This is a genomic window from Asanoa sp. NPDC049573 (assembly GCF_040676615.1).
GTDB lineage: Bacteria > Actinomycetota > Actinomycetes > Mycobacteriales > Micromonosporaceae > Asanoa.
The window spans coordinates 86116-107210 of record NZ_JBFAPI010000013.1 but is presented as its reverse complement, the minus strand read 5'-3'; the positions used below and the strand labels follow the sequence as shown (position 1 = coordinate 107210).

The window sequence follows — 21095 nt, the reverse complement described above, 5'->3', positions numbered from 1 at the left end:
ACCGTGGTCGATGCCACCGGCGCCCTGGAGGCCGTCTGGCGGTCCGACGCCGCCGGGATGCGGGCGGTGCTCGCCCGCCGCCTCGGCGACCTCGACCGGGCCGAGGAGGCCCTCCAGGACGCCGTGGGCGAGGCAATGCGCCGCTGGCCGACCGAGGGCGTGCCGCAGCGGCCGGCGGGCTGGCTGGTCACCACGGCCTGGCGCAAGGCCCTCGACGGCCTGCGCCGGGAGGCGACCGGCCGCGAGAAGGCAGCCCAGCTCGCCCTGGAGCCGCCCGTCGAACCGACCGGCGACGACCGGCTCGCGATGATCTTCGCCTGCTGCCACCCGGAGCTGAGCGAGGCGTCCCAGGTCGCGCTCACCCTCTCGGCGGTCAGCGGCCTGTCCACCGAGCAGATCGCCGCCGCCCACCTGGTGCCGACGGCGACGATGGCGCAGCGGCTGGTCCGGGCCAAGCGGGCGCTGCGCGGCGCCCGCTTCGACGTGCCCGGTGATCGGCTGCCCGCCGTCCTCGCCACCATCTACCTGGTCTTCAACCAGGGCTACGACGCGGTCCGCCGCGACCTGGCCCGGGAGGGCCTCGACCTGGCCTGCCAGCTCGCCGCCCTGCTGCCCGACTCGGCCGAGGCCGAAGGGCTGGCCGCGCTGCTCACCCTGCACGAGGCCCGGGCCGCGACGCGGGTCGACTCCGCCGGCCGGCTCGTGCTGCTCGCCGACCAGGACCGGTCGCGGTGGGACCGAGACATGATCACTTCGGGGGTACGCCGCCTCGGCCGCGCCGCCGCCCTCGGCCCGCCCGGGCCCTACCAACTCCAGGCCGCCATCGCGGCACAGCACGCGCTCGCGCCGTCCTACGCGGCGACCGACTGGGCCGCCGTCCGCGGCCTCTACGACCGGCTCCTCGACCTGCGCCCCTCGCCGGTGGTCGCGCTGAGCCGGGCCGTGGCGACCGGCTTCGTCGACGGCCCAGCGGCCGCGCTGGCCGAGACCGAGGCGCTGGCCGAGCGGCTGGCCGGCTACCGGATGTGGCACGCCACCCGGGCCGACCTGCTGGCCCGGCTGGGTCGCACGGCCGAGGCGGCGGACGCGACCCGCCGGGCGCTGGCGCTGGCCACCAACGACGCCGAACGGGACCTGCTCGCCCGCCGCCTCGCGGCGCTCAGTTCATGACCGGCCGGACCTCGACCGTCTCCCGGAACGGGACGATGCCCGGCCAGGTGGCCGCGATCGCGACCGCCTCGTCGGCGTCGGTGACGTCCAGCGGCACGATGCCGCCGATCACCTCCTTGAGCTCCACGTAGGGGCCGTCGGTGACCGCGACCCGGCCGCCCTCGCCGGCGGCGATCGTGCGGGTCGCCGCGGCCGGGCCGAGCATCGCCCCGCCCGGCAGGACCTTGCCGGTGGGCAGCCAGCGGGCGTACCAGTCGCGGATCTGCCCCATCACCTCCCGCGTGGCCGCGTCGTCGCCACTCCAGGCAGCCTCGTCTCCGCTGATCAGCATCAGGAACCGCATGGGTACCACCTAACGTTCGATCGTCGGCCGGACCTCGACCTGGTCACCGAGCGCCTCGATGCCCGGCCAGGTCGCCGCGCAGGCGATGGCGTCGTCGATCGTGTCGGCCTCCAGCAGCATGAAACCGCCGACCACGTCCTTGATCTCGATGTAGGGCCCGTCGGTGACCACGGCCTTGCCGTCGGCGCCCCGCCGCACCGTCCTGGCCGTCGCGACCGGCTGCAACTCGGCGCCGCCGTCGAGGATCACCCCGGCCGCGTGCCACCTCTCCCACCAGGAGTTGACCGTCTCCATCACGACCTCGGCCTCCGGGCCCTCCCAGTTGGACTCGGGCCCGCAGATCATCATCACGTACCGCATCGTTTCGCCTCTCGTCGGAAGTGTCATGGGGATGACGAATGGCACCGTGGCGGGATCGACATCGCCGTGGACGGAACGTGCCGGTAGTTTCTTGCGCGTGGAGGACATTGACCGCGCCATCGTCGCAGCCCTGACCGCCGACGGCCGGCTGTCCTACACCGACCTCGCCGAACGCGTGGGGCTGTCGGTGTCGGCGGTGCACCAGCGGGTCCGCCGGCTGGAGCAGCGCGGGGTGATCCGCGGCTACACGGCCAGGATCGCCTACGACGCGGTCGACCTGCCGCTGGCCGCGTTCGTGGCGATCCGCCCGTTCGACCCGTCGCAGCCCGACGACGCGCCCGAGCGGCTGGCACACATCCCGGAGATCGAGTCCTGCTACTCGGTCGCCGGGGATGACTTCTACCTGTTGCTGGTGCGGGTGGCCGGCCCGGCCGACCTGGAGCGGGTGCTGCAGGAGATCCGTACGGCGGCCAACGTCACGCACCGCACCACCGTGGTGCTGTCGACCCCCTACGAGGGCCGGTCGCCGAAGGTGGCGCTCACTGACCCGAGTTCCACTGCTGGATGACCCGGGTGCCGTGCTCGAAGCCGAGCACGGACAGCGTGGCGGTGTCGAGCTTGAGCAGCCCGCCGCCCTCGGTGCCCAGCCCGATCCAGCGGGCGCCCACGACCCGCAGGCAGTGCCCGTGGCCGACCAGCGCCACGTCGCCGTCGTCGAGCAGCTTGGCCGCCTTCTCCAGCACCCGGTCGACCCGCGCGCCGACCTGCGCCGGCGTCTCCCCGCCGGGCGCGCCGTCGGTCCACAGCGACCAGGTCGGGTCGTCGCGCCGGTGGATCTCGGCCGAGGTGATCCCCTCGTAGCGGCCGTAGTTCCATTCCGTCAGGTCCTCGTCGACCTCGGTGACCCGCAGGCCCGCGAGTTCCGCGGTGCGCAGCGCCCGCCGCCGCGGACTGCTGATCACGGCGGCGAAGGACCGTCCGGCGAGAAGGTTGCCGATCTCCCGGGCCTGGCGCTCGCCGTCGGTGGTCAGGTCGATATCGGTGTACGAGGTGTGGTTCCCGGCCATGCTCCACTCGGTCTGCCCGTGCCGGACCAGGACGATCTCCGCCATGGAGTCCATCCAACCGGAGCCTCGCCCGACGCGCTGGCCGAATCATCATCCTAGGACGCCGTAGGGGGCGTGCCGAGGTCCATAGATCAACACTGCGGCGGGGGAGCGGTAGGGTCGGCCGCATGACGATCCGTCCCATCCGGCTCCTGGGCGACGCGGTGCTGCGCGCCGAGTGCGACCCGGTGCGCAGCTTCGACGCGGAGCTGCGGGCGCTGGTCACGGACCTGATGGACACGCTGCTCGGCGAGCCCGGCCGGGCCGGCGTGGCCGCCAACCAGATCGGCGTCAGCGCCCAGGTGTTCGTCTACGACGCCGAGGGCCAGCGCGGCCACGTGGTCAACCCGTCGATCACGGTGTCCGAGCAGACCCAGGACGGCGACGAGGGCTGCCTGTCCATCCCGGAGCTGTACTTCCCGACGCCGCGGGCCATGCACGCCACGGTCACCGGCTTCGACCAGCACGGCGAGCCGCTGACGGTGTCCGGCAGCGGCTTCCTGGCCCGGGCGCTGCAGCACGAGACCGACCACCTGGCCGGCCGCCTGTTCGTCGACACGTTGCGCGGCCAGACCCGCCGCGAAGCCCTGCGGGCCATCCGCGCGGAGCCGTGGAAGCGTCGCTGATCCGGGCCGCGGGCGAGTTCCGCCGCACGCCCTTGGAACGGTCCGATCAGCGCGTCTCGTGGCAGCGGCCGGACCAGGCCGTCCCGATCACCGTCGGCCTCGCCGCGTTCTGCGCGGGCCACGTTCACCGGATGCCGCACGGATACTGGGACGACCCGCTGCCGCGGGCCCGCGCCTACCTGCGCCGCCGCACACCACCATGGGAGGCCTGACCGGTGATCGTTCGCGTGCCCTACCACCAGGACGAGGTGGTCGACAGCATTCCGCCGTTGGGGGAGACGGTCGCACCGGTGTTGCCGGCCGGCACCGTCTGGGAGCGGCTCGCGGCCCTGCACGGCGTGGTCGCCGACAGGGTGGCCGCCGAGATCCGTGCCGGTGGAGCGCCCACTGTGGTCTCCGGTGACTGTCTGGTCGCGCTCGGGACGCTCGCCGGGGTGCAGCGGGCCGGTGTCGACCCCGCGGTGGTCTGGTTCGACGCGCACGGTGACGTGCACACGCTGGAGACGACGACCTCCGGCTACCTCGGCGGTCTGGCCCTGCGGCTGGCGATGGGCGCCCACCCCGACCTGGTGGCCGGGCCGCTCGGGTTGCGTCCGCTCGCCGCGGCCCGGGTCCTGCTGGTCGACGCCCGCGACCTGGACCCGCCGGAGGCCGCGTTCCTGGCCTCCGGCGGTCCCGCCGTGTGCGCCGTCGACGAGATCGACGACGCGGTGCTGCCCGCCGGCCCGCTCGTGCTGCACGTCGACGTCGACGTGATCGACCCCGCGGAGCTGCCCGGCCTGCGCTTTCCCGCTCCGGGCGGCCCGTCCACCGGCGCGGTTCTCGGTGCGGTCCGCCGGGTCCTGGCCACCGGCCGGGTTGTCGCGCTGGACATCGCCGCACCCTGGCACCCCGCTCCTGACGACGAGGCCCGCGCCGACCTCCTCTCGGCACTTCTAACATCCTAGGACGCCTTACGGGTAGTGCCGCCAGTCGCAACGACAAGTCAGCGCCGATGGCGCTACGGGCCGGTCGGGAAGTCCTAGGCGGACCTTAAAACTGTTATCCGGCGGTCGCGCCGGTCGTCTCCTGTGCGCCACGATGGGGCGGCTTCAAGGAGAGGTGCGATGCGCGAAGGGTACGAGCAGGCGTTGGTCGTCGCTGCTCGCGACGGTGATCCGCGGGCGGTCGACCGGCTGGTCGCCGAGTATCTGCCGCTGGTCTACAACGTGGTCGGTCGTGCGCTCGACGGGCACGCCGACGTCGACGACGTCGTGCAGGAGACGATGCTGCGCTGCGTGACCGGCCTGCGGGGGCTGCGCGACCCGGCGAGCTTCCGGGCCTGGCTGGTCGCGACCGGCAGGCGGACCCCTACCGCGCACGGCAGGCCGGTCACCTGGGCTACCCGGGCAGCGAGCAGACCCTCGCCGACCCGGGCGCCGACTTCGCCGAGCTGACGATCCTGCGGCTGGAGCTGGCCGGCCAGCGGCGGGAGGTGGCCGAGGCGACCCGCTGGCTCGACCCGGACGACCGTGAGCTGCTTTCGTTGTGGTGGCTGGAGTCGTCGGGCGAGCTGACCCGCGACGAGCTGGCGCAGTCGCTGGGTGTGACCAACCAGCACGCCGCCGTGCGGGTGCAGCGGATGAAGGAGCGCCTCGACACGTCGCGGGTGCTGGTGCGGGCCCTGCACGCCCGGCCCCGCTGCCCCGACCTGGGTGAGCTGGTCGCCGGCTGGTCGGGCCGCCCGGACGCGCTGTGGCGCAAGCGGCTGGCCCGGCACACCCGCGACTGCCCCCACTGCGGCACGGGCTGGACCCACCTGGTCGCCGCCGAGCGGTTGCTGGCCGGTGTGGGTCTGGTCGCGCCCGCGGCCGGGCTGGCCGCGGCGATGGTGACGGCCGCCGGTGGCGCGTCGGCCGGCGCCGGCGTGGGTGCCGCCGCCGGTGCGGCCTGGAACAGCGCGACCGGGACGACGGCCTCGACCGCCGGCAAGGCGGCCTGGTTGCCGAAGCTGCTGCAGGGGTTCGTGGTCAGCAAGCCGATCGCGGCCGCGGTGGCCACGGTCGCGGTGGCGGCCGCGGCGGCGGTCACGTTCGGGGTCGTGCGCGACGACGGGGCGGTGCCCGCCGCGGCCGTGTTGCCTCCCGCCGCCTCCGGGGCGCCGTCGCCCGTACCCCCGACTGGTCCGGCAGCGACGACGGCGCCGCCGGCTTCCGCGAAACCGACCCCGAAGAAGACCGCGGCGAAGCCGGCGGTCCCGTTGCCGCCCACCCGCAAGACGGCGAAGAAGGGTGCCGCGGTCTGGGACTTCCCGGCGGTGAACGCGGGCCTGAAGGCGGTCGGCGCGTCCTGGTACTACAACTGGGGCTCCAACAACGACCGGATGCCGGCCTCGGGTGTCGAGTTCGTCCCGATGATCTGGGGAACCACCAACGCGACCGACTCGACGCTGGCGCAGGCCAAGCGCGAGGGTGACACGCTGCTCGGGTTCAACGAGCCGGACATGGCGGAGCAGGCCGACATGACGCCGGCGAAGGCGCTGGAGCTGTGGCCGAAGCTGCAGGCGACCGGGATGCGGCTGGGCAGCCCGGCGGTGGCGTGGGGTGCGGCCGACACCGGGCGGTGGCTCGACGAGTTCATGAAGGGCGCGAAGCAGAAGGGCTACCGCGTCGACTTCATCACCTTGCACTGGTATGGCGGCGACTTCTCGTCGGCGGCGGTGGGGCAGCTCAAGGGCTACATCCAGCAGGTGTACGCGAAGTACAAGCTGCCGATCTGGCTGACCGAGTTCGCGCTGATCCGGTTCGACGGGTCGGGTGCGCACTATCCGACCGACGCGCAGCAGGTGTCGTTCATCAACGGTGCGACGGACATGCTGCAGGGCCTGTCGTACGTGGAGCGGTATTCCTGGTTCGGCCTGCCGTCGACGTCGGACAGCCACACCGGGCTCTACAAGGAGAGTGGCGCGCTGACGCCGATGGGCACCGCCTACCGGGCGGCGGGCTGATCGGCGAGCAGGTGCTCGTAGGGGAAACCGTCGACGAGTTCGGCGCGGCGGGCGGACAGGTCGCGGAGCCCGGCCTCGATGTGTGCGTGGTCGACGAGGTCGGGTTCGGCGCTGTCGCGCAGCTTGAGGCGCTGGCCGATGGCGGCGCCGGCGAGGTCCTCGGCGAGCCGGTCGGCGGGGACGCCGCAGGTGGTGCGGTGTTCGGCGAGGCGGACGCGTTCGAACACGTAGCCGCCTTCGCGGAGTTGGAGCCAGGCCCAGCCCTCGGCGGGCCCGCCGGCCCAGCGGACCCGGATGCCGCGGATGATCGGGTCGAACAGTTGGCGGGCGGCGTAGGCGTCGACGGCGGCGGCGCGGGCGACCGAGGACAGGTCGTTGACGTAGCCGGTGCGGCCGTCGGGGAGGCGGCCGACGATGTCGCGGTAGCCCAGCCCGTCGTCGGCGCCGAACTCGCGCGCGTCGAGGACGTACCCGAGGATCTGGCTGCCGTTGTGTGTCGCGGTCAGGGTCGGTGAGCCGATCCTGATCAGGGGCAGGCCGACGGCGTCGCAGACGGCGGTGGTCATCCGGGTGACGCGCGCGCCGGCGGCGGCGGTGTCGTCGGTGAACAGCAGCGCGAACTCGGGCCGGTCGGTGTCGGCGTCGGTGACCAGGTAGTCGAGGACGACGGCGTGTGCGGTGTTCCACTGGCCGGCGGTGACGCCGGTCGGTTTGCGGCCGATCACCTGGCCGAGGCGTCGTCCGGTGTGGACCCGGCGGCCGGCGCGCAGGATGGTTGGCGTCACGGGCCGACGCTAACCCACGGGTCCGACGGTCAACACCTCCGGGTGCGGGTGGCGCAGGAAGTCGTGGTGGGAGATGTCCCAGCCGTAGGCGCCGGTGCGGGCGAAGACGAGCACGTCGCCGACCCGCATCCGGTCGACGTGCTGGCCGCGGGTGAGCACGTCGCGTGGGGTGCACAGCTCGCCGGTGGCGTCGACGGGAACATCGGATACCTCCGGACGGGTGTACGGGTAGGGCCAGTCGTCGACGGGCAGCACGGTGAACGGGTGGCTGTAGCCCCAGGCGGCGGGTAGCCGGAAGTGGTGGGTGCCGCCGCGCAGGACGGCGAACCAGCGGCCGTGGTTGTGTTTGAGGTCGATCACCTCGGTGGCGTACCAGCCGGCGTCGGCGGCGACGTACCGTCCGGGTTCGACGGCCAGGGTCACCCCCGCGGGTGGCTTTTTGATCTGGAGCTGGTCGAGGTCGAAGCGGGCGTCGCCGGTGTAGTCGATGCCGAAGCCGCCGCCGGCGTTGACGTAGCGCAGCGGGATGCGCAGGCGGTGGGCGGCGGTGGCGGACCAGGCGACGGCGTCGTCGATGAAGGCGGCGTGTGCGGCGGCGTCGAGGTTGTTGGAGACGGCGTGCAGGTGGAAGCCGGTGGGGTTCAGGCCGTGCGGGATCGTGTGGAGGTCGTCCTCGGCGATGCCGAACGGGGTCGGTGTGCCGGTCATCCGGTGGCTGCCCGTGGGTGTCGCGGCGACCCTGTTGACCCTCAGCGCGGCCCGGACGGGTCTTCCGGCGGCCAGGTGGACGAGGCGGCGAGCCTCGTGGGCGCTCTCGACGTGGATCATCGCGGTTGCGTCGACGGCGGCGGTGAGTTCGTCGTCGGTCTTGGCCGGGCCGGCGAACGCGATCTCCTTCGCGCCGGCGGCCAGGGCGAGGTCGAGTTCGCCGCCGGAGGCGACCTCGAGGCCGTCGGCGTGTGCGGCGATCGCGCGGAGCAGGTCGGGGTCGCCGTTGGCCTTGACGGCGTACAGGACGCGGGTGCCCGCGGGGAGGGCGGCGCGGATGGCGGTGATCCGGTCGACGGCGACCCGCGGGTCGTAGACGTAGGCGCAGACGGGGCGGCTGGCGCGGCGCAGCGCGGCGGCGACCGGCTCAGGGACCATGGAGCGGATTGTGCACGGGCACGTAGTGGTCGCCGGCGCCGGCCAGCCGCATCCGCACGAGGGCCTTGTGCGGGACGGTCCGCGCGGTCAGGGCGGCGTGGTCCTCCTTGGCCGCGGCGGCGCAGGTCGGGTCGGCGAGCAGCGGCTCGTAGGCCTCGTCGAGGGCGTCCCGGACGGCCCGCCAGGCGCGGTCCTCGTCGAGGTCGTGCGAGTGGGTGAGCCGCACGACGATCTCGCCCAGGTGGGCCTGCAGGGCGGTGTAGCCGAGCTTGGCCCGCATCACGCCGGCGTCGGTGGTGGCGATGACGGAGCCCGGCCACAGCGGCGGCGGGCCGGCGAGGCGGGGCAGGTGCAGGCGCAGGCCGGCGAAGTCGCGGAACGCGATCCGGTGCGGACGGCCGTCGACGAACGTGGGCAGGCAGTTCTGCAGGTGCGCTTCGAGGGCGATGCCGTGCCGGGCGGCGAGGCCGACGACCGGTGGCAGCAGCAGCCGGGCGTAGTCGGCGACGAAGCGGAGAGCACTCCCCGGTCCGGGTTCTACCAGGTGGTCGAGGGTGTCGCCGGCGGCCAGGCCGCCGCCGGGGATGGCGGTCTCACCGGGCGCCAGGTGGCGGTCGAGGCCGTCGCGCAGGATCGCGGATCCGTCGCGGCCGGCGCCGGCGGCCAGGGCGCTGCCGGCGGTCTCGGCGAGCAGGATCACGGTGGGGTCGTCGGCGAGGAGCCGGTGCAGCAGGGCGGAGATGGCGGGGCCGTTGCGGGTGCTGGCGGTGGAGATGCTGCGCCGGGTGCTGGTGACCTGGATGTCGAGGGAGAGCTTGAGGTAGCGGCGGTGGCCGTCCGCGCTCTTCGGCAGCAGCAGGGTGCGGACGGCGGCCGTCGGTGCGGCCTCGATGGTGCCGTCGAGGTCTTTGAGCGCGCCGCTGGCGTAGAGGTCGGCGTAGCGGCGGCGCAGGACGGTGTCGCGCTGCCACTGGTGCACCGGGATGACGGCCCTGTCGTCGTGGCGGCCGAGGGCCTCGCCCAGGTCGTCGCCGATCAGCAGGTCGCGGCGGACCTGCACGAACGCGACGGTGGTGGTGCCGGCCTCGACGTCGTGGCGCAGGGTGTCGACGGTGTCCCAGCCCAGTCGCGTGCGGCCGCACGGGTGCAGGTTGTGGCCGTCGATCGCGATCCGCTCGTACGCGAGGGCGCGGGCGTCGGGATCCGGGCCGGGATCCTCCGGTTTGGGGCGGGCGTACGCGAGGGCGAGGTTGACGGTCGCGTTCGTCAGTTCCTCGGCGAGGCCGTCGGCGCCGGGCGGGAGCAGGTCGGTGAGCGGTTCGTCGCCGAGCTTGTCAATCTCGACGCGGTCGAAGCCGTGCCGGCGGCCGATGCCGGCGAACCGTTCCCGGGCGTCGCCGATGTCCTCCCGGTAGAGGGCGCCGGCGAGGCGGCGGGCGACGGTGGCGGCGGCGCGCGGCAGGGCGGCCCGGAACGGGGCGACGAGGGTCGGCGCGACCTGGTTGAGGCGTGCCGCGGTGTGCCGCGCGGCGCTGTCGAGGCTCACCGGTGGCCCGCGAGCGGGTTCGGCACGTACGCCCAGCGGGGTTCGAGCGGGTCGGCGGCGAGGCGCATGGTGGTGGTCGCCTTGATCGGGAGGGTGTCGCGGCCGGTGAGGCGCTCGCCGGCGGTGCGGGCGCAGGCGGCCCACAGCTCGCCCGGTGGTGTGCCGGTGGCGGTGGCGAGGGTGGCGACGAGTTGGCCGAGCACGACGCCGAGGGCGGCGTGCAGGGTGGTCGCCGGCTCGTCGGGGTCGGCGGCGGTCACGTCGCCGTGCAGCGGCGGCGGGGCGATGCCCTTGCGGCGCACCCGGTCGGGGTCGATCCGGATGCCGCCGACGTCGCGGTAGTAGAGCCGGTCCGGTCTGCCGCCGGCGAGGGTGACGAGGGTGTTCTGGCCGTGCGCCTCGAGGCCGATGCCGAGGTCGAGGAGCTGCTCGGGGCCGGTGACCAGGACCCGGGTGAGGTCGGCGAGGAACGGGCGGGGGTCACCGTGGTAGCCCAGGCGTATCGCCTCGCGGGCCAGCGGTGCGCCGTCGGCGGGTGAGGGTGCCGACAGGGCGGCCAGTGGGATCGCGTGTGCCGGCGGGGCCTGGCGGTGGATGACGGCGAGGCGGCGGTCGGGCTCGTTGCCGTCGGTGCGAACCGCGCCGCCGGCGTGCTCGCGGAGCACGGTCAGCGCGGGCGTGAGGCTGCTCAGGAATGCGGTCAGGGTCGGTCCGTTTTCGAGGGCGGCCGGGGAGACGGTGCGCACGGCGCTGGTCATCTGCACGTCGACGGCGGTCTTGAGGTGCAGGCTCGGGTCGTCGAGCGGGGCCAGGGTGCGCAGCGACATCAGCGGGCGGGCGCGGCGGGTGCCGACCGGGCGCAGGTCCGGGTGGTCCGGGAGGACGCGGGCGGCCTGCCAGGGGTGCAGGTGCAGCAGCGGGGGCAGGCCGGCGCCTGTGGTGTGCCAGCGGTCGGCGGGTACCGCCACCCGGACGAGGTCGACGGTGGTGCGGTGCTCGGGGGCGTAGGCGAGGACGTCGGCGGTGGTCAGGCCGGTCCGGGTGCGGCAGCCGGGGTGCAGCGGGTGGCCGTCGACGACGAGTTGCTCCCAGTGCGGCGGTGTGGCGCGGGTCAGGGCCGGTGGGCCGCCGTCGGGGTGCGGTTGGGTGGCGCGGGCCAGGGCGAGGTTGGCGACGCTGTTCTCGAGCTCGGCCGTGAAGCGCTGGTGGGCCGCGTACCCGCTGATGTTTTCCCGGGCGATGGCCTCCGTGAGCCGCCGCTGGATTTCTTCGCCCGCGCCGGGCAGTTCCCGCAGGTAGGCGGGATGCAGGTCGGGGCGGTGGCGTGCGAGCCATCGCGAGGTGCTCGACGGGTCGGGCTCAGCCTCCGCGCTGCTCACGCCGAGAAGCCTACTAAGGGAATCCTTACCTATTTTCGTCCACCCCGGACGCTCAGCGGTCGCGGGAGCGGCGCACGTAGAGGCCGGCCATCCCGATCAGGATGAACGCCAGCGCCAGGCAGACGAAGAGCTTGAAGATCACGGGGCCACCTTGTCACATTCCCCGTAGGGTGCATAGGTGCGGTTGGCGACCTTCAACGTCCTACACGGCCGGTCCATCGACGACGGGATCGTCGACCAGGCGCGGTTCGCCGCGTCGGTAGCGGCCATCGACGCCGACGTGCTCGCGCTGCAGGAGGTCGACCGGCTCCAGCCGCGTTCCGGCACGCTCGACCTGACCGCGCTCGCCGCGGAGGCGGCCGGCGCGACCGCGCACCGGTTCGTGGCGGCGGTGGTCGGCACGCCGGGGGAGAGCTACCGGCCCCTGGCCTTCGACGACGACGGCGCCGACCAGCCCAACTACGGCATCGGCCTGGTCAGCCGCTACCCGGCGCGGTCGTGGCGGACGGTGCGGCTCTCGCCGTCGCCGGTGCCCGGCCCGATCTACGCGCTCGGCCCCGGCGGCCGGGGTCGCCCGATGCTGCTGCGCGACGAGCCGCGGGTGCTGCTCGTCGCGCAGCTCGTCACGCCCTGGGGTGACGTCACGGTCGGCGCCACCCACCTGTCGTTCGTGCCCGGCTGGAACCTGTGGCAGCTCCGCCGGGTGGTGCGGGTCATGCGCGCCATGCCGGCACCGCGGCTGCTGCTCGGCGACCTCAACCTGCCCGCCGGGCCGGCGGCGGTCGGCTCGGGGTGGCGGCCGCTGGGCCGGCTGCCGACGTTCCCGTCGTCGGCGCCGCGGGTGCAACTCGACCACGTGCTCGCCGACCCGCGCGGCTGGGGCCAACGCCCGTGGGCGGCGACGGCGTCGACCCCGGCGGTGGCGGTGTCCGACCACCGGCCACTGGTTGTCGATCTTGCGTTCAACGGGGTGGGGGAGCGGACCTAGCCCTGTGGGTCTCCCCCGGACCTAGCCCTGTTGGTCTCCCGCACCACGGCCCACGCGTCGGCGACCGGGCCGACGTGGCCGAGCTTGTCGGGGTTGAGCACCGCGCGGATCGTCTGGATCCGGCCGTCGGCGATGTCGAGCGTCCAGGTGTTGACCACCTTGCCGGCGCGGTCCCGGAAGATCGCTCCCGGTTGCCCGTTGACCTCGTGCCGCTCGACGACACCGCCGATCCGCGCGAACGGCGCCGTCAGCGCGGCCAGCGTCCGGGCCACCTTCGCGGCGCCGAAGACACCGTCGCCCCACAGCGGTGCCTTGCCGCCGCTGTCGCCGACCAGTTGTGCGTCGGCGGCGAGCAGGTCACGCAAGCTGTCGACGTCGCCGTCGCGGAACGCCTCGAAGAACCGGTCGGCCAGTTCGGCGCGCTCGGCCCGGTCGGCGGCGAACCGCGGCCGACCCTCGTCCATGTGCCGGCGGGCCCGGACGGCGAGCTGCCGGCACGCCGCCTCCGACCGCTCGACCGCGTCGGCGATCGTGGGGAAGTCGAAGGCGAAGACCTCGCGGAGCACGAAGACGGCCCGTTCGAGCGGGCTGAGCCGCTCCAGCAGCAGCAGGGCCGCGGTCGAGAGCGAGTCGGCCAGCTCGGCCGCGCGGGCCGGGTCCTCGTAGGGGTCGGACAGCAACGGTTCGGGGAACCAGCGGCCGACGTAGGTCTCCCGCCGGACCCGGGCCGAGCGCAGCACGTCGATCGAGATCCGGGTGACCACGGCCGACAGGAACGCCTTGGTCTCGGCGGGCTCACCCGGGTAGGCCTGGAACCGCAGCCAGGCCTCCTGGACGGCGTCCTCGGCCTCGGTGACGCTGCCCAGGATCCGGTAGGCGATCGAGAACAGCAGGGGCCGCAGCTCCTCGAACTCGTCCGTCCTGGTCGTCACGTCAGGTCCTCTTTGAACCCTTGCCGCCAGCTGCGGTAGTGGGGCTCCCAGCCCAGCTCCCGCTTGGCCTTGGCGTTGGAGAAGCCGCGCCCCTCGGTCATCATGCTCACCACGACCTCGCCGGCCAGCAGGCGGGCCAGCCAGACCGGGATCCGCATCGGCGCCTTGGCGCCCGCGCACTCGGCGAGGTAGGGCAGCCATTGGTTGGCCGGAGCGGGTTCGTCGTCGACGATGTTGAACACCCCGGTGGCGTGCTGCTCGACGGCCAGGACGGTGGCCGCGGCGGCGTCGTCGAGGTGGATCCAGGAGGCGTAGCCGGTGCCCTGGCCGACGAGCGGGAACTGCCGCTTGCGTACGAGCTCGACCTGGTCGTCGGTGGCACCCGGCCCGTAGAACCCGCCGTACCGCATGACCGCGCCGCCGGCTCCGACTACGGCGTCCTCGACGTGCTTGAGCGCGGCCATCCCGCCGTAGGCGGCCGTACCCTCGTGCAGGTCCAGCGGGTCGTCCTCGGTCTTGACCCAGCCGCCGGTGCGGATCCCGTTCCAGTTGGCGTAGCCCTGTGCCACGACGTGCGAAACCCCGGTCGCCTGGGCGGCGGCGAGCAGGTGGTCGGTGCCCTCGGTCCGCAGCCGGATGGTCGGGGCGGACCAGCGGTCGAAATGCTTCAGGTCGGGCTTTCCGGCATGGGTACGGCTGAGCCCGGTCATCTGGTGCACGATGGCGTCGGGCTGCGCCTTGGCGACGGCCTCACCGACCGCGGCCGCGTCGAGCGCGTCCATCACGACGGCTTCGGCGCCGAGCTGCTCGAGCGCGCCGAGCTTGGCCGGGTTCGTCGTCGTGGCCGTCACCTGGTGGCCGCGCGCCACGAGTTGGGGCACGAGCCGCCGTCCCAGGACGCCGGTGCCGCCCGCCAGGAAAACTCGCATGGTCCTTCACCTTCCTCGGGTCGATCCTTCCGAAACCCGAGACGAGACAGCCCCATCCGGCTGTGACATGGGGGAAGCTCTTCCCGTGCCACCAGCACGCAGGTTTACATAATGTGCATTATCGACCAACCACTGATCACCGGGGTGTCCTGACATGTTCCGTGTGGCCGGCCCTGACGACTTCGGGCCGATCATGGCCCTCTACCGGCAGTTGCACCCGTCCGATCCGCCGGTCCACGACGCGGCGCTGTTCCGGACGATCCTGGCGTCGCCCTGGTTGCGCTTGTTCGTGCTCGATGTCTCCGGCACGGTCGTCGCGACGACCTACCTCAACGTGATCCCCAACCTCACCCGGTCGGCGTCGCCCTACGCGGTCATCGAGAACGTCGTGGTCGACGCCTCCCACCGCGGCACCGGCCTGGGCCGCCGGATCATGGCCGGCACCCTCCAGGCGGCCTGGGACGCGGGCTGCTACAAGGTCATGCTGATGACCGGCTCCCGCGACCCGGCGACACACGGTTTCTATCGGGCCTGCGGCTTCTCACCCGACGCCAAGACGGCATACCTCGCCCGACCGTCCTGAAGAATCGAACGCGTGTACTAGCGTCTTGGGCCCTGCTGTGGCTCTTGCCGCCCGAAGCCCACGGTCCCGAACCACCGCTCCGTGAGCCGCAACGACCCCCTCGGAGCCGCGGTCCGCAGAGGGGATGTCGCCCCGGCCGCACCGCACCGACGCCAGGGTTCCTCAGGCGGCCAGAACCTGACGTGCCTCCGCGGTCACCGATGTGGACGCGATCGGCGTCCACGAGTCGAACACGCCGCGGAAGTAGTCACCGAAGCGGGCCGCGACCGTCGGGTCCCGCTCGACCACGTCGAGCTCGTTGACGATGCTCAGGTCGGCGAACGCCCGTAGCGTCTCCCGGTCGGGTCTGGCGCACTGACCGGTGAACCGGCTCCACACCTCGCCCGTCTCGGCGAGGCGCCGCCAGGTCCGCCCGCGGTCACACCCGCCGTAGAGGTGGATCAGCTCCTCGACGGCCGTACCGGCGAGATCGCGCAGCGGCCCGCGGTCGGCCGGGTCGAGCAGGACCACGTCGAACCCGTCCGTGCCGTAGGCGGCGTGCGCCAGCCCGGCCAACCGCACGTCGGCATCGAGCCCCAACGCGCCGAGCCGCTCGGATACCCGCGACAGGTGGGCGTACAGCGTGCCGCCCGGATGCGGGATCGTCTCGGCGCCGCGCTCCCGCAGCCAGGCCCGCACCGCTCCCTCTGTTCCCACGACCATCTACTCTAGCGAGGCCCTCCCCTGCCCCAGTCATGATCAAAACGGTGGCCGTGGTGCCGGTCGGCTTGAGATTGTGTGGGTGAGGCTGTCCCCCGTGGCACCGCGCGTTCGTCGTGTGGGAGAGAGCCTGCCCGATCTCCGGAGGTAAGCGATGCAGTACGCCCTGTTGATCTACGCCGAGCGCGGCTATGGCGAGGCCCTGTCGGACGCCGACCGCACGGCGCTGGTCGCCGAGTATGAGGCCTTCACCGAAGACGCCCGCTGCGTCGCCGCCGCCCAGCTCGACACGGTGGAGATGGCGACCAGCGTCAGGGTGGCCGGCGGGCGAACGCTGATGACCGACGGACCGTTCGCCGACACCAAGGAGGTGCTCGGCGGTCTGTGCCTGGTCGAGGCCGACAACCTCGACGAGGCGCTGGAGATGGCGGCCCGGATCCCGGCCGCCCGCATGGGTGGTGTGGTCGAGGTCAGGCCGGTGGTACGGCGCTGACGGTGTTGGAGCAGGTTTTCCGCGACGAGTGGGGCCGGGTGCTGGCCTCCCTGGTCGGGTATCTCGGCGACTTCGACCGGGCCGAGGACGCCGCGCAGGAGGCGTTCGCCATCGCGGCCCAGCGCTGGCCCGTGTCCGGAATACCGGACAACCCGGGTGCGTGGCTGGTCACGACGGGCCGCAACCGAGCGATCGACCGGATCCGCCGGGACCGCACCCTCGCCGAGAAGATCCACCTGCTGCCGGTGCCCGAGTCGACCACGGAGGAGTTCGACGACACCGTGATCAAAGACGAACGGCTGGAGCTGATCTTCACCTGCTGCCACCCCGCGCTGCCGCTGGAGGGCCAGGTGGCGCTGACGCTGCGCGCGTTGGGCGGGTTGGAGACCGCCGAGATCGCCCGGGCGTTCCTGGTCTCCGAGGAGACGATGAAGCGGCGCCTGACCCGGGCCAAGGCCAAGATCAAGGCGACCGGGATCCCGTTCGCGGTGCCGGGCGCGCACCTGCTGCCGGACCGCCTCGACGCGGTGCTGGCCGTGCTCTACCTGATCTTCAACGAGGGCTATCAGGGCCGGGTCGACCTCGGCGCCGAGGCGATCAGCCTGGGCCGGGTGCTGGCCGCGCTGATGCCCGACCAGCCCGAGGCGCACGGGCTGCTGGCGCTGATGATGATCCACCACGCCCGGCGCCGGGCCCGGTTCGCCGGCGAGGACCTGGTGCTGCTCGAGGACCAGGACCGCGCGCTGTGGGACACCGATCAGATCGAGGCGGGCCGGGCCGTCCTGGACCGGGCGATCACGCTCGGCGGGCGCGGCCCCTACGTCGTGCAGGCGCTGATCGCCTCGCTGCAGACCCGGGAGCGGATCGACTGGGCGCGGGTCGCGGCGCTGTATGGGCGGCTGGTCGCCCTCACCGGCTCCCCCGTGGTCGCGCTCAACCGGGCCGTGGCGGTCGCGCAGGCCGGCGACCCGGCCGCCGCGCTGCGCGGCGTCGACGCCCTCGACCTGGACGGTTATCTCTACTTCCACTCGACCCGGGGCGAGTTGCTGCGACGGCTCGGCCGGGCCGGCGAGGCGCGGGCCGCGTACGCCCGGGCCCTGGAACTGGCGACCTCGACGCCGGAGCGGCGGTTCCTGACCCGGCGCCTGGAAGATCTCTGACCCGGGCCTGTCCCCTCGGCCCGCCGCGGTTCGTCGCCTGGGTATGAGTGAACAGAACACAGCGGTGTATGCCCGCTTCCACGAGGCCGTCAACAGCGGCGACTTCGACCTGATCGCGAAGACGATCGACGAGGTCGTCGACCCGAACGTGATCTTCCACGCGCCGGTGCCGATGGGGGTGCCCGGGCAGGAAGCCATGAAGCGCGTCTGGACGGTGCTGCTGCGCGCGTACCCGGACGTGCACGTCACCACCGAGGACGTCATCGTCGAGGGCGACAAGGTGGTGTATCGGCAGACGGTCACCGGCACACACCAGGGCGAAGCCTGGGGTGTCCCGGCGACCGGCCGACACGTCACGTACAGCGAGATCTTCATCGTGCGGTTTGCCGACGGCAAGATCGTCGAGATCTGGGGCGTCGTCGACGTGCTGGCCCAGTTGCGCCAACTCGGCGTGCTGCCCGGGTGAACGTCGTCCTGTGGGTAGTGCAGGCGGTTCTGGCGGCGATGTTCGTCGCGTCCGGCCTGTCCAAGCTCGTGCAGTCGAAGGAGCAGCTCGCCGGCCGGTATGCGTGGGTGGAGGACTTCTCCGCCCGCACGGTGCGGCTCATCGGCGTGCCGGAGGTGGCCGGCGGGATCGGGCTCGTGGTGCCGCTGCTGGCACCGCTCGCCGCGACGGGGCTGGCGTTGCTGATGGCGCTGGCGGCGGCCGTGCATGTGCGGCGCCGCGAACCGGCCGCGGTCGGCATCACCGCCGTGCTGCTCACCCTGACCGTGCTCGTCGCCTGGGGGCGCTTCGGCCCCTATGGCTCGTGATCGAAGGAGAGACCCGTGCCCAAGCTCGACATGACCGCGATGTATGCCGCGCACGCGGCATTGCGCCGCGACCTGGAACTGATCGCCCGCACCACCGCCCGGGTCGACGACGACCCCCGGCGGATCCTGCGCAACGCCGCCGGCTGGGCGGTGTTCAAGAAAGCCCTGCACCTGCACCACGCCGCCGAGGACGAGGCGCTCTGGCCGCAGATGCGCGCGACCGCCGCCGACCGCCCCGACGACCTGGCGTTGCTGGACGCGATGGAGGCCGAGCACGACGCCATCGACCCGCTCCTGGAGGAGATCGACGCCGCGCTGGCCGACCCGGAGACCGGACCGGAACGGCTCGGCGGGCTCACCGACGCACTGGCCGCGGGCCTGAGCGGGCACCTCAAGCACGAGGAGGCCGACGCGCTGCCGCTGATGCAGGAGATCGTCACCGAACAGCAGTGGCTGCACTTCGGCCAGGTCAACGGCCGGCTGGTCGGCCCGGACGCGGCGCAGATCCTGCCGTGGCTGCTCGACGGCGCCGACGAGCACGTCGTCGCGACGATGCTCGCGCCGCTGCCCGAGCCGGCCCGGCAGGCGTATCGGAACCAGTGGGTGCCCGCCTACACCGCCCTGGACCGGTGGGGTGCGGCCAGCGCGGGCTGAGGGCGCGTGGGCCCAGCTTCTGCGTCTCACGGAGATGGGTACCGCGCGGACGCCCGAAGGTTCACCGGAAAATGCGACGACGGGCCGGTTGGTGGGGGCCGGCCCGTCGCCGCTTCTCGCTCGACGGTCGAGTTCCGCGCCGGCGGCCGCGACCGAACCGGCGGTCGTCCTCACCGCCACCTAGGCCGTAGCCTGTGTGGCACTTTCAGCGGAGGTGCGCATGGGCGGTAGAGCGCTGGTCTGTGGCGGTGGCGGCGTCACCGGTATCGCGTGGGAGTTCGGCATGTTGGCCGGCCTGGCCGAGGCCGGCGTCGACCTGGCCAGCGCCGACGTGCTGATCGGCACGTCGGCGGGTTCGTTCGTGGGCACGGGGATCGCGGCCGGCGTACCCGTGGCTGATCTTTATGCCTCTCAGCTCCTGCCGCCGGAGGCGGACACGACGGCGAAGCTCGGCCTGGGCTCGATCGCGTCGTGGGTGTGGGCGTCGGCGCGGTCCCGTGACCCGGTGCGGGCCGCGGCGCGGGTCGGTGCGATGGCGTTGCGGGCGCCGACGATGCCCGAGGAGAAGCGGCGTGCGGTGATCGAGGCGCGGTTGCCGGCCGCCGACTGGCCGGAACGTGATCTGCGGATCGTGGCCGTCGACGCGACCAGCGGCCAGACGGCGGTGTTCACCCGCGAGTCGGGTGTCGGCATCGTCGACGCGGTGGGCGCGAGCTGCGCGGTTCCGGGCGTGTGGCCGCCGGTGACGATCGACGGCCGGCGCTACGTCGACGGCGGTGTCCGGTCGGCGACCAACGTGGACCTGGCCGCCGGCTGTGACCGGGTGGTGCTGCTGGCGCCGGTCGCCCGCTCGCTGGGCCGGCACCACCGGCTCGACCGGCAGCTCGCGTCGCTGCGCCGGGCCGGTGCGCAGGTGGTGATGGTCACGCCCGACCCGGCGGCACGGCGCGCGATCGGGCGCAACGTGCTCGACCCGGCCGCGCGGGCACCGTCGGCGCGGGCCGGGCGGGCCCAGGCGGCGACCGAGGCGGCCCGGGTCGCGGCGGTCTGGTCGTGACGTTCGGCGCGCCGGTTTCGGTTTTGTCGTAGCCGCCTGGTAAGAAAAGCCTGCACAAAATCAAACAGGTGTACGGACGAGAGGGGTTCCCTGATGGCCGCCGCGCGCACCGCTGTCCGCGGTCTGTCCACCGACGAGCTATCGTCGATCCGCGACGGTCTCGCCGCCGGGCGCAAGCCCAAGGTGGTGTTCACGGCCGCGGCCGGCCAGATCGAGGGGCAGACCGGCCAGGTGGTCGAGCTGACCGATCCAGACGTCTCCGACGAGTTCGTGGTGGTCCGCTTCGGCCGCGACGAGCTGCCGTTCTCCCCCACCGACCTGGCCGTCGCGCCGCGCGGCGCCGGCCGGGCCGCCGCTCCGGCGAAGACGACCGCGGCCAAGGCAACCGCGGCCAAGGCGCCCCCGGTCGCGGAGCCGCCGCCCGGCCCCGCCCTGCTTCCACCCGCAGCCCCCGTTCCGGCACCACGTGAGGAGACCAAGGTGACCACGTCCACGGTGGAGGAGTCCACGGAGGCGCCCCGCCCCGCCAAGCGCGCCGCGAAGACGGCCAGGCCCAAGGGCCCGGCGGGCCTGACGGTGACGCTGGCCTACGCCGACGGCGAGTGGACGGTGGCGGCCGCGCAGGGCACGAAGAGCCTGGCCAAGCCCTATGTGATCCGGCCGGCCGAGGCGCTCAAGATGGTCGCCCTGGTCGACGTCCCCGGCGTCCACGAGGCGGTCGAGCAGATCATGTCGTCGGAGCGGGCCGAGGCCGAGTCGCAGGCCGAGAAGCTGCGGGCCGAGCTCGCCGAGATCGAGGCCCGGCTGGCCGAGCTGCGAGACGTCGGCTGAGATGGCGTCCTGGTCGGTGTTCGCGGCGGAGGCGCCGGAGCTGGCGGCGCGGGTGCGGGCGGCGTTCGACGCCAACAAGCACAAGACGCTGGCCACCCTCCGCCGCGGCGGCGCGCCCAGGATCAGCGGCACCGAGACCATCTTCGCCGGCGACGACGTGTGGCTGGGCAGCATGCTGCACGCCCGCAAGGCGCAGGACCTGCTGCGCGACCCGCGCTACGCCCTGCACTCGGCGACGATCGACCCGGGTTCCGACCCGGCCGGCTGGCCCGGCGAGGCCAAGGTGTCCGGGCGCGTCGAGGCGGTCACCGACCCCGACCGATTCCGCTCGGTGGTCGGCCCCGACGGCGACCCGACCGGGATGCACCTGTTCCGCTGCGACCTGGCCGAGGTCGTCCACACGGGGCTCAACGATCAGGCCGACAAGATGATCATCCTGTTCTGGCGCCCGGGTGAGGCGGTGCGGCTCTTCGAACGCTGACGCACCCGCTGTGAGATGATCATCTGCT

27 protein-coding genes are annotated in these 21095 nt (G+C 73.3%); 17 read left to right on the top strand and 10 right to left on the bottom strand.

The annotated features are described in order from the left end of the window. The first annotated feature begins 3 nt into the window (after positions 1-3). Positions 4-1170: a DUF6596 domain-containing protein gene (locus AB0J74_RS26480; protein WP_363452464.1), complete on the top strand. Its 1167-nt coding sequence runs from the start codon at positions 4-6 to the stop codon at positions 1168-1170. Here AB0J74_RS26480 and AB0J74_RS26475 read toward each other — a convergent pair. Both AB0J74_RS26475 and AB0J74_RS26470 read right to left on the bottom strand, forming a co-directional pair. Beyond that, a complete protein-coding gene (locus tag AB0J74_RS26475) occupies positions 1160-1513 on the bottom strand; it encodes a YciI family protein (protein WP_363452461.1) in 354 nt (117 codons plus the stop codon). The two genes, AB0J74_RS26480 and AB0J74_RS26475, sit on opposite strands and share 11 nt — an antisense overlap. 9 nt (positions 1514-1522) lie before the next feature. Next, positions 1523-1873: a YciI family protein gene (locus AB0J74_RS26470; RefSeq protein WP_363452459.1), complete on the bottom strand. Its 351-nt coding sequence runs from the start codon at positions 1871-1873 to the stop codon at positions 1523-1525. Between the two features lie 97 nt (positions 1874-1970). Between AB0J74_RS26470 and AB0J74_RS26465 the strand changes: the two genes are divergently transcribed. Next, positions 1971-2441, top strand: a complete 471-nt coding sequence (locus tag AB0J74_RS26465) for an Lrp/AsnC family transcriptional regulator (RefSeq protein WP_363452457.1) — start codon at positions 1971-1973, stop codon at positions 2439-2441. Here AB0J74_RS26465 and AB0J74_RS26460 read toward each other — a convergent pair. Next, positions 2413-2985 (bottom strand): histidine phosphatase family protein, encoded by a 573-nt coding sequence (locus AB0J74_RS26460; protein ID WP_363452455.1) that lies wholly within the window; start codon positions 2983-2985, stop codon positions 2413-2415. The genes AB0J74_RS26465 and AB0J74_RS26460 overlap by 29 nt on opposite strands. Before the next feature lie 122 nt (positions 2986-3107). Between AB0J74_RS26460 and def the strand changes: the two genes are divergently transcribed. The 5 genes from def (at position 3108) to AB0J74_RS26435 (ending at position 6591) form a co-directional block, all read left to right on the top strand. Next, entirely contained in the window at positions 3108-3605 is a 498-nt protein-coding gene (def, locus tag AB0J74_RS26455) for a peptide deformylase (RefSeq protein ID WP_363452453.1), read from the top strand. Beyond that, entirely contained in the window at positions 3590-3817 is a 228-nt protein-coding gene (locus AB0J74_RS26450; RefSeq protein ID WP_363452451.1) for a hypothetical protein, read from the top strand. The genes def and AB0J74_RS26450 overlap by 16 nt, the downstream gene beginning before the upstream one ends. A 3-nt stretch (positions 3818-3820) precedes the next feature. After that, positions 3821-4552: an arginase family protein gene (locus AB0J74_RS26445; RefSeq protein WP_363452449.1), complete on the top strand. Its 732-nt coding sequence runs from the start codon at positions 3821-3823 to the stop codon at positions 4550-4552. A gap of 159 nt (positions 4553-4711) precedes the next feature. Continuing rightward, entirely contained in the window at positions 4712-5041 is a 330-nt protein-coding gene (locus tag AB0J74_RS26440; RefSeq protein ID WP_363452447.1) for a sigma factor, read from the top strand. 38 nt (positions 5042-5079) lie between these two features. Next, the gene (locus AB0J74_RS26435) at positions 5080-6591 is read left to right on the top strand and encodes a glycoside hydrolase family protein (protein WP_363452445.1); all 1512 of its coding nucleotides are present in this window, start codon (positions 5080-5082) and stop codon (positions 6589-6591) included. Here AB0J74_RS26435 and AB0J74_RS26430 read toward each other — a convergent pair. The 4 genes from AB0J74_RS26430 to AB0J74_RS26415 are packed head-to-tail and all read right to left on the bottom strand — an operon-like array spanning position 6573 to position 11447. Further along, positions 6573-7376 (bottom strand): hypothetical protein, encoded by an 804-nt coding sequence (locus tag AB0J74_RS26430; RefSeq protein WP_363452443.1) that lies wholly within the window; start codon positions 7374-7376, stop codon positions 6573-6575. The two genes, AB0J74_RS26435 and AB0J74_RS26430, sit on opposite strands and share 19 nt — an antisense overlap. Before the next feature lie 9 nt (positions 7377-7385). Continuing rightward, the gene (locus AB0J74_RS26425; protein WP_363452441.1) at positions 7386-8522 is read right to left on the bottom strand and encodes a type III PLP-dependent enzyme; all 1137 of its coding nucleotides are present in this window, start codon (positions 8520-8522) and stop codon (positions 7386-7388) included. Beyond that, complete coding sequence (locus AB0J74_RS26420; protein WP_363452440.1) at positions 8512-10068, bottom strand: IucA/IucC family protein; 1557 nt, start codon at positions 10066-10068, stop codon at positions 8512-8514. Before AB0J74_RS26420 ends, AB0J74_RS26425 begins: the two co-directional genes overlap by 11 nt. After that, positions 10065-11447, bottom strand: coding sequence for an IucA/IucC family protein (locus AB0J74_RS26415; protein WP_363452438.1), 1383 nt, complete (start codon positions 11445-11447; stop codon positions 10065-10067). The genes AB0J74_RS26420 and AB0J74_RS26415 overlap by 4 nt, the downstream gene beginning before the upstream one ends. Positions 11448-11625: 178 nt before the next feature. Here AB0J74_RS26415 and AB0J74_RS26410 point away from each other — a divergent pair, with 178 nt between their 5' ends. Next, entirely contained in the window at positions 11626-12435 is an 810-nt protein-coding gene (locus AB0J74_RS26410) for an endonuclease/exonuclease/phosphatase family protein (RefSeq protein ID WP_363452435.1), read from the top strand. Here the strand turns inward: AB0J74_RS26410 and AB0J74_RS26405 are convergent. Together AB0J74_RS26405 and AB0J74_RS26400 are read right to left on the bottom strand one after the other, a co-directional pair. After that, entirely contained in the window at positions 12432-13367 is a 936-nt protein-coding gene (locus tag AB0J74_RS26405) for an RNA polymerase sigma-70 factor (RefSeq protein WP_363452433.1), read from the bottom strand. The two genes, AB0J74_RS26410 and AB0J74_RS26405, sit on opposite strands and share 4 nt — an antisense overlap. Continuing rightward, a complete protein-coding gene (locus AB0J74_RS26400; RefSeq protein ID WP_363452431.1) occupies positions 13364-14296 on the bottom strand; it encodes an NAD(P)-dependent oxidoreductase in 933 nt (310 codons plus the stop codon). Before AB0J74_RS26400 ends, AB0J74_RS26405 begins: the two co-directional genes overlap by 4 nt. Before the next feature lie 154 nt (positions 14297-14450). On the opposite strand from AB0J74_RS26400, the gene AB0J74_RS26395 reads away from it, so the two are divergent. After that, positions 14451-14879 (top strand): GNAT family N-acetyltransferase, encoded by a 429-nt coding sequence (locus tag AB0J74_RS26395; protein WP_363452429.1) that lies wholly within the window; start codon positions 14451-14453, stop codon positions 14877-14879. Positions 14880-15041: 162 nt separating this feature from the next. On the opposite strand, the gene AB0J74_RS26390 is transcribed toward AB0J74_RS26395, so the two are convergent. Beyond that, the gene (locus AB0J74_RS26390; protein WP_363452427.1) at positions 15042-15575 is read right to left on the bottom strand and encodes a DUF6817 domain-containing protein; all 534 of its coding nucleotides are present in this window, start codon (positions 15573-15575) and stop codon (positions 15042-15044) included. 157 nt (positions 15576-15732) lie between these two features. Here AB0J74_RS26390 and AB0J74_RS26385 point away from each other — a divergent pair, with 157 nt between their 5' ends. The 8 genes from AB0J74_RS26385 (at position 15733) to AB0J74_RS26350 (ending at position 21067) form a co-directional block, all read left to right on the top strand. Beyond that, positions 15733-16071: a YciI family protein gene (locus tag AB0J74_RS26385; RefSeq protein ID WP_363452425.1), complete on the top strand. Its 339-nt coding sequence runs from the start codon at positions 15733-15735 to the stop codon at positions 16069-16071. A 2-nt stretch (positions 16072-16073) separates the two neighbouring features. After that, positions 16074-17231 (top strand): sigma-70 family RNA polymerase sigma factor, encoded by a 1158-nt coding sequence (locus AB0J74_RS26380; RefSeq protein WP_363452423.1) that lies wholly within the window; start codon positions 16074-16076, stop codon positions 17229-17231. Positions 17232-17274: 43 nt separating this feature from the next. Continuing rightward, complete coding sequence (locus AB0J74_RS26375) at positions 17275-17697, top strand: ester cyclase (protein ID WP_363452421.1); 423 nt, start codon at positions 17275-17277, stop codon at positions 17695-17697. Then, complete coding sequence (locus AB0J74_RS26370; protein WP_363452419.1) at positions 17694-18044, top strand: DoxX family protein; 351 nt, start codon at positions 17694-17696, stop codon at positions 18042-18044. Before AB0J74_RS26375 ends, AB0J74_RS26370 begins: the two co-directional genes overlap by 4 nt. 15 nt (positions 18045-18059) lie before the next feature. Continuing rightward, on the top strand, positions 18060-18698 hold the full coding sequence (locus AB0J74_RS26365; protein WP_363452417.1) for a hemerythrin domain-containing protein: 639 nt from the start codon (positions 18060-18062) through the stop codon (positions 18696-18698). 220 nt (positions 18699-18918) lie between these two features. Then, positions 18919-19755, top strand: a complete 837-nt coding sequence (locus AB0J74_RS26360) for a patatin-like phospholipase family protein (RefSeq protein WP_363452415.1) — start codon at positions 18919-18921, stop codon at positions 19753-19755. A gap of 93 nt (positions 19756-19848) precedes the next feature. Continuing rightward, positions 19849-20586: a hypothetical protein gene (locus AB0J74_RS26355; RefSeq protein ID WP_363452413.1), complete on the top strand. Its 738-nt coding sequence runs from the start codon at positions 19849-19851 to the stop codon at positions 20584-20586. Between the two features lies 1 nt (position 20587). Continuing rightward, on the top strand, positions 20588-21067 hold the full coding sequence (locus AB0J74_RS26350; protein ID WP_363452411.1) for a pyridoxamine 5'-phosphate oxidase family protein: 480 nt from the start codon (positions 20588-20590) through the stop codon (positions 21065-21067). The last annotated feature ends 28 nt before the right edge of the window (positions 21068-21095 follow it).

What these genes read in the sequence shown, in the direction of transcription:
- AB0J74_RS26460 (WP_363452455.1), bottom strand. Translation starts at nt 2,985, where the DNA reads ATGGCGGAGATCGTCCTGGTCCGGCACGGGCAGACCGAGTGGAGCATG.
- AB0J74_RS26350 (WP_363452411.1), top strand. Translation starts at nt 20,588, where the DNA reads ATGGCGTCCTGGTCGGTGTTCGCGGCGGAGGCGCCGGAGCTGGCGGCG.
- AB0J74_RS26355 (WP_363452413.1), top strand. Translation starts at nt 19,849, where the DNA reads ATGGCCGCCGCGCGCACCGCTGTCCGCGGTCTGTCCACCGACGAGCTA.
- AB0J74_RS26440 (WP_363452447.1), top strand. Translation starts at nt 4,712, where the DNA reads ATGCGCGAAGGGTACGAGCAGGCGTTGGTCGTCGCTGCTCGCGACGGT.
- AB0J74_RS26400 (WP_363452431.1), bottom strand. Translation starts at nt 14,296, where the DNA reads ATGCGAGTTTTCCTGGCGGGCGGCACCGGCGTCCTGGGACGGCGGCTC.
- AB0J74_RS26470 (WP_363452459.1), bottom strand. Translation starts at nt 1,873, where the DNA reads ATGCGGTACGTGATGATGATCTGCGGGCCCGAGTCCAACTGGGAGGGC.
- AB0J74_RS26425 (WP_363452441.1), bottom strand. Translation starts at nt 8,522, where the DNA reads ATGGTCCCTGAGCCGGTCGCCGCCGCGCTGCGCCGCGCCAGCCGCCCC.
- AB0J74_RS26375 (WP_363452421.1), top strand. Translation starts at nt 17,275, where the DNA reads ATGAGTGAACAGAACACAGCGGTGTATGCCCGCTTCCACGAGGCCGTC.
- AB0J74_RS26395 (WP_363452429.1), top strand. Translation starts at nt 14,451, where the DNA reads ATGTTCCGTGTGGCCGGCCCTGACGACTTCGGGCCGATCATGGCCCTC.
- def (WP_363452453.1), top strand. Translation starts at nt 3,108, where the DNA reads ATGACGATCCGTCCCATCCGGCTCCTGGGCGACGCGGTGCTGCGCGCC.
- AB0J74_RS26475 (WP_363452461.1), bottom strand. Translation starts at nt 1,513, where the DNA reads ATGCGGTTCCTGATGCTGATCAGCGGAGACGAGGCTGCCTGGAGTGGC.
- AB0J74_RS26385 (WP_363452425.1), top strand. Translation starts at nt 15,733, where the DNA reads ATGCAGTACGCCCTGTTGATCTACGCCGAGCGCGGCTATGGCGAGGCC.
- AB0J74_RS26360 (WP_363452415.1), top strand. Translation starts at nt 18,919, where the DNA reads ATGGGCGGTAGAGCGCTGGTCTGTGGCGGTGGCGGCGTCACCGGTATC.